Annotated in this window: 4 protein-coding genes and 1 other RNA gene; 3 read left to right on the forward strand and 2 right to left on the reverse strand. The window is 65.1% G+C overall.

What is annotated here, in order from left to right:
- Positions 1–347: RNase P RNA component class A (rnpB, locus tag ACVOMB_RS20790), an RNA gene on the forward strand; the annotation flags it as partial.
- An 84-nt stretch (positions 348–431) separates the two neighbouring features.
- Here rnpB and ACVOMB_RS20795 read toward each other — a convergent pair.
- A complete protein-coding gene (locus tag ACVOMB_RS20795) occupies positions 432–911 on the reverse strand; it encodes a DM13 domain-containing protein (RefSeq protein ID WP_047290306.1) in 480 nt (159 codons plus the stop codon).
- A gap of 176 nt (positions 912–1,087) precedes the next feature.
- Here ACVOMB_RS20795 and ACVOMB_RS20800 point away from each other — a divergent pair, with 176 nt between their 5' ends.
- On the forward strand, positions 1,088–1,231 hold the full coding sequence (locus ACVOMB_RS20800; RefSeq protein WP_227852443.1) for a hypothetical protein: 144 nt from the start codon (positions 1,088–1,090) through the stop codon (positions 1,229–1,231).
- Positions 1,232–1,265: 34 nt separating this feature from the next.
- Here ACVOMB_RS20800 and ACVOMB_RS20805 read toward each other — a convergent pair whose 3' ends face one another.
- A complete protein-coding gene (locus ACVOMB_RS20805; protein ID WP_180832829.1) occupies positions 1,266–2,018 on the reverse strand; it encodes an NRDE family protein in 753 nt (250 codons plus the stop codon).
- Between the two features lie 997 nt (positions 2,019–3,015).
- Here ACVOMB_RS20805 and ACVOMB_RS20810 point away from each other — a divergent pair.
- Positions 3,016–3,786, forward strand: a 771-nt coding sequence (locus tag ACVOMB_RS20810) for a transposase zinc-binding domain-containing protein (RefSeq protein WP_481532900.1), incomplete at its 3' end; no start/stop codon positions are given.

The raw sequence follows: 3,786 nt of genomic DNA on the forward strand, positions 1-3,786 counted from the left end.
ACCCACGCATGAACCCCCGATCTGTGCCCGATCTGTGCCCAAAGCGGCGCTTGCGCGGCCGCTTCCTACCCGCCAGACTCGCAAAAAAGGGCGGTTGAACTTCCTATACCCAAGATACCGCCTACGTCTTCTTCGGAAGGCCGGTAAGGGTGAAATGGTGCGGTAAGAGCGCACCGCGAGTCTGGCAACAGACCGGCACGGCAAACCCCACCTGGAGCAAGACCAAATAGGGATCCTTTGGCGCGGCCCGCGTTGGATCCGGGTAGGTTGCTTGAGCGTTGCGGTGACGTAACGCCTAGAGGAATGACTGTCCACGACAGAACCCGGCTTATCGGCCGGCTCCGCCTCTTTCTTACGGTAGGCCGAGCATGGCTCGGCTCTACAGTAGAGCCATGCTCGGCTGCTCTTCGCCCAGATGCTTGGGATGTTGTTCAACCCGGCGTGCGGTACTGCCCGGCGGAAATGAACTGCTCGAACCGTTCGCACCACACCACTACGGTGGTGTAATCGTCCACGTTGACGCTTTCAGGCACGTCCACCAGGAAACGGTTGAAGGTCTTCACCTCGCCGATGCGCTGGGCCTGTGCCTTGATCTTCAGGAAATCGGCCTTGTTGTCGACGAAGTCACGGACCAGGTACACCTTGTAATCCGGACCCGGACCCATCTTGCCGTCGAACGCGACCTGGCGCGGGCTGACGCTGACGTTGCCTTCCGCCCAATGCACCGCATCACTGCCCTTGAGGTCGCGGCGAAAGGTGGTGCGGTAGGGGGCGTCTTTCATGGCCGCCTGCACCTGCGCAACCGGCGGGTCATCGGGGGCGATCAGGATCGGCAGGAGATAGACGCCCAGGCCGAAGCCCAGGCCGAGGGTGAGCAGGTGGGTGGCGAGCAGGATGAGGATGCGGCGCATGGGGCCTCCTTGTGGTTGCGATCGATCGCGCGGCGAAGTGCCGGGCCTGACCACCCTGGGAGGTCAGGGCCGACATTATATAGGCACAGGGCCGATTGCGAAAAGGGCACAGTCGGGTGGCTGCGATGCTGAAAGCCCTCTGGCGAGGGCGGATCGCGGTCGCGGCTGGAAGCTGAATGACGTATCAGGCGCGCTGCGCTGACGACGACCGCCACGTCAATGACGACATGCGTGCGGTAGTGCCGGCCGCTGGCCGGCAGCTGCGTGGCCTGCCTGAAAATCCGGAGGTTGCCGGCCAGTGGCCGGCACTACCCTGCTGAAAAGAGGTTCCGGCCAGCGGCCAGCGTGACCGGGTCAGAAAATGACGTGGCTCTGTCCGTTGGCTGCGCCCTGAGGGCCGAAGCGACGCTCGTGGATCTGCCCGTGCCCTTCGGCATCGATCAGCAGCACCGTGCTGGCGCGGGTGCCATAGTCGTCGCCGCGGATGAAGGCCGGGCTCAGCCAGCGCTCGCGTTCCAATCCGATGCCGGTGTCGGGCAGGTCGCTGTCGGCGGGGCGATGTTCGTCCGCCAGGGCGGCCCAGAGCGGGGTCAGGTCCTCATCGCCGGCCTCGAACCAGGCTTCAAGCGCGGCCATCAGTCGTCGGGTCTTCGGCCAAGGTGCGTCCAGCGCGCCGTTGGACATGCCATGCACGCCCGGGCCCAGGCGCTGGCGCTCGGCAGGGTGGTTGCCCAGGAACTCCAGGCTGTCGCTATCGGCCAGCAGCAGGTTGAATGGGGCGTAGGCGCCGGCCACCGTTGCCAGTCGGTCGATATGCACGGCGGCGGGGTCGCGGCCGCGCAGGAAGTCGGCCACCAGCGCACCCCGTGAAGGACCGGTCTGTGCGGCCAGCGGGTCGCGGACATTGGTGACCACGGCCATGCGTCCACCCGCACCGACGCCGGCCCAGCCGCCGCCGGAGCGCAGGTCGCGCCCCCCGATGACGGAGGTCTCATCTTGCCAGGGGGCCAGCGCCGCTGTCGGGCGGGCGTGGAACTCATCACGGTTGCCGGTCATCACCAGCCGCCAGCGCGGGTGGTGCATCCAGCCAAGAGCGAGCAGGCACATGGCCTCATTGTGCACGGTTTGCGCAGTCTGGCGCCGCTTCCTGCCCGTCCCGCATGAATGCGCGAGCGATGTTTCACGCTCTGTCCACACCCCTGAACTTCCGTTCAATCTCAAAAATTGAGACGGATCAGCAACTTGTGGATAAGCCTTGAACAATTCTCTAAAGGTTGTTGCAAGCCATTGATGCGGCTGGCGATTTCCCCGCTGAAAAGTTGTTGACAACCCTTCGGCCGCTGCTAAGGTGGGCATCAGAGGGAAATCTAGCGTGCCGGACAAGACCTCGATTCGGGTTGCGCGTGGCAGGTCCAGCACTGCGTCAGCGGGAGGCCTGGCCGCAGCAGATTCGGCAACCATGAATCACTGCTGCGCCGCCTGCAATCGCTCGCGCAGCGGCTGCATCTACAGACGCTTCCTCAACAGCCTGAAGGCGGCGAAAAAGTCTCTCAGTGATGAAATGCTGCATGGACCTGCGCCTTGCTGCCACAGTCGAATCGGGAACTCTCATCCCCGTTTTGCGGGTTGTCCGCCGGTTTCTGGCCAGCTTCAGGATTCATTGTCATGCGCCGCAGTTGTTGTGCTTTGTTGCTGAATGCGACGCGGTGCAACAATTCTAGACCTGACCCTCTGCGCCGCAGTCGAATCGGGAACTCTCATCCCCGTTTTGCGGGTTGTCCGCCGGTTTCTGGCCAGCTTCAGGATCGATTGTCATGCGCCGCAGTTGTTGTACCCGGAGGATCACCCTGATGCCGTCAGCGGGGCACTCTGCTGAGGGCTGCTGGCGCGAGAGCGGGGGTTTTTAGAGGTGCCCTCAGGTAGGTGATTTGCTACGCTGCGCCGCGCCGATGTCTTACCCATGCGCGGGAGAAATGCCGATGGGCGGCGATGAGGCCGCGCGGAACACTGTGCAGCCGTCGATGCGCAGGATCGTTCCGTGCTGTGCCTCACCGCACCGGAGGGACGCGCCGCGCCGCGTGTCGCCCGTGCCGCAAACACCGCGCTGGCGGCCGCGCCGAGCTACGCACGCCATGTTCCCGAGCGCACGCTGCTGTACGCGCTAGTGCAGGCGCACTACCCGGACTTCATCGCGCGTCTTGAGGCCGAAGACCGCCCGCTGCCCGAGTATGTGCGCGAGGAGTTCGAGACCTACCTGCGCTGCGGCGTGCTCGAGCACGGCTTCCTGCGCGTGGTCTGCGAGCAGTGCCGGGCCGAGAGGCTGGTGGCGTATTCCTGCAAGAAGCGCGGCTTCTGCCCCAGCTGCGGGGCGCGGCGCATGGCCGAGAGCGCGCGGCACCTGGTGGAGGAGGTGTTTGGCCCGCGGCCGGTGCGGCAATGGGTGCTGAGTTTTCCGTACCCGCTGCGCTTCCTGTTCGCCAGCAAGCCGGAGGCCATCGGCCCGGTGCTGGTGATCGTGCAGCGCGTCATCGCCGGCTGGTTAGCCGATCAAGTCGGCGTCGACCACGCCAGCGCGCAATGCGGCGTGGTGACCCTGATCCAGCGCTTCGGCAGCGCGCTGAACCTGAATGTTCACTTCCACATGCTGTGGCTCGACGGCGTGTACGACGCGAACGTCGAGCCCCCGCGGCGCAAGCCGCGCCTGCGCCGCGCCCCCACCTCTGCGCAACTGACGCAGCTCGCCAACACCATCGCGCATCGCGTCTGCCGGCACCTGTCGCGCCGCGGCTGGCTCGAAGGCGAAGACGAATCCGTGTTCCTGTCCGACAGCGCGGGTAGCGACGACGGCATGGATGGGCTGCGGATGAGTTCGATG

The organism is Stenotrophomonas sp. STEN018 (genome assembly GCF_056760235.1).

Excerpts from the sequence above, each read along its gene's own strand:
- ACVOMB_RS20795 (WP_047290306.1), bottom strand. The coding sequence starts at position 911 with ATGCGCCGCATCCTCATCCTGCTCGCCACCCACCTGCTCACCCTCGGC.
- ACVOMB_RS20800 (WP_227852443.1), top strand. The coding sequence starts at position 1,088 with ATGACGTATCAGGCGCGCTGCGCTGACGACGACCGCCACGTCAATGAC.
- ACVOMB_RS20805 (WP_180832829.1), bottom strand. The coding sequence starts at position 2,018 with ATGTGCCTGCTCGCTCTTGGCTGGATGCACCACCCGCGCTGGCGGCTG.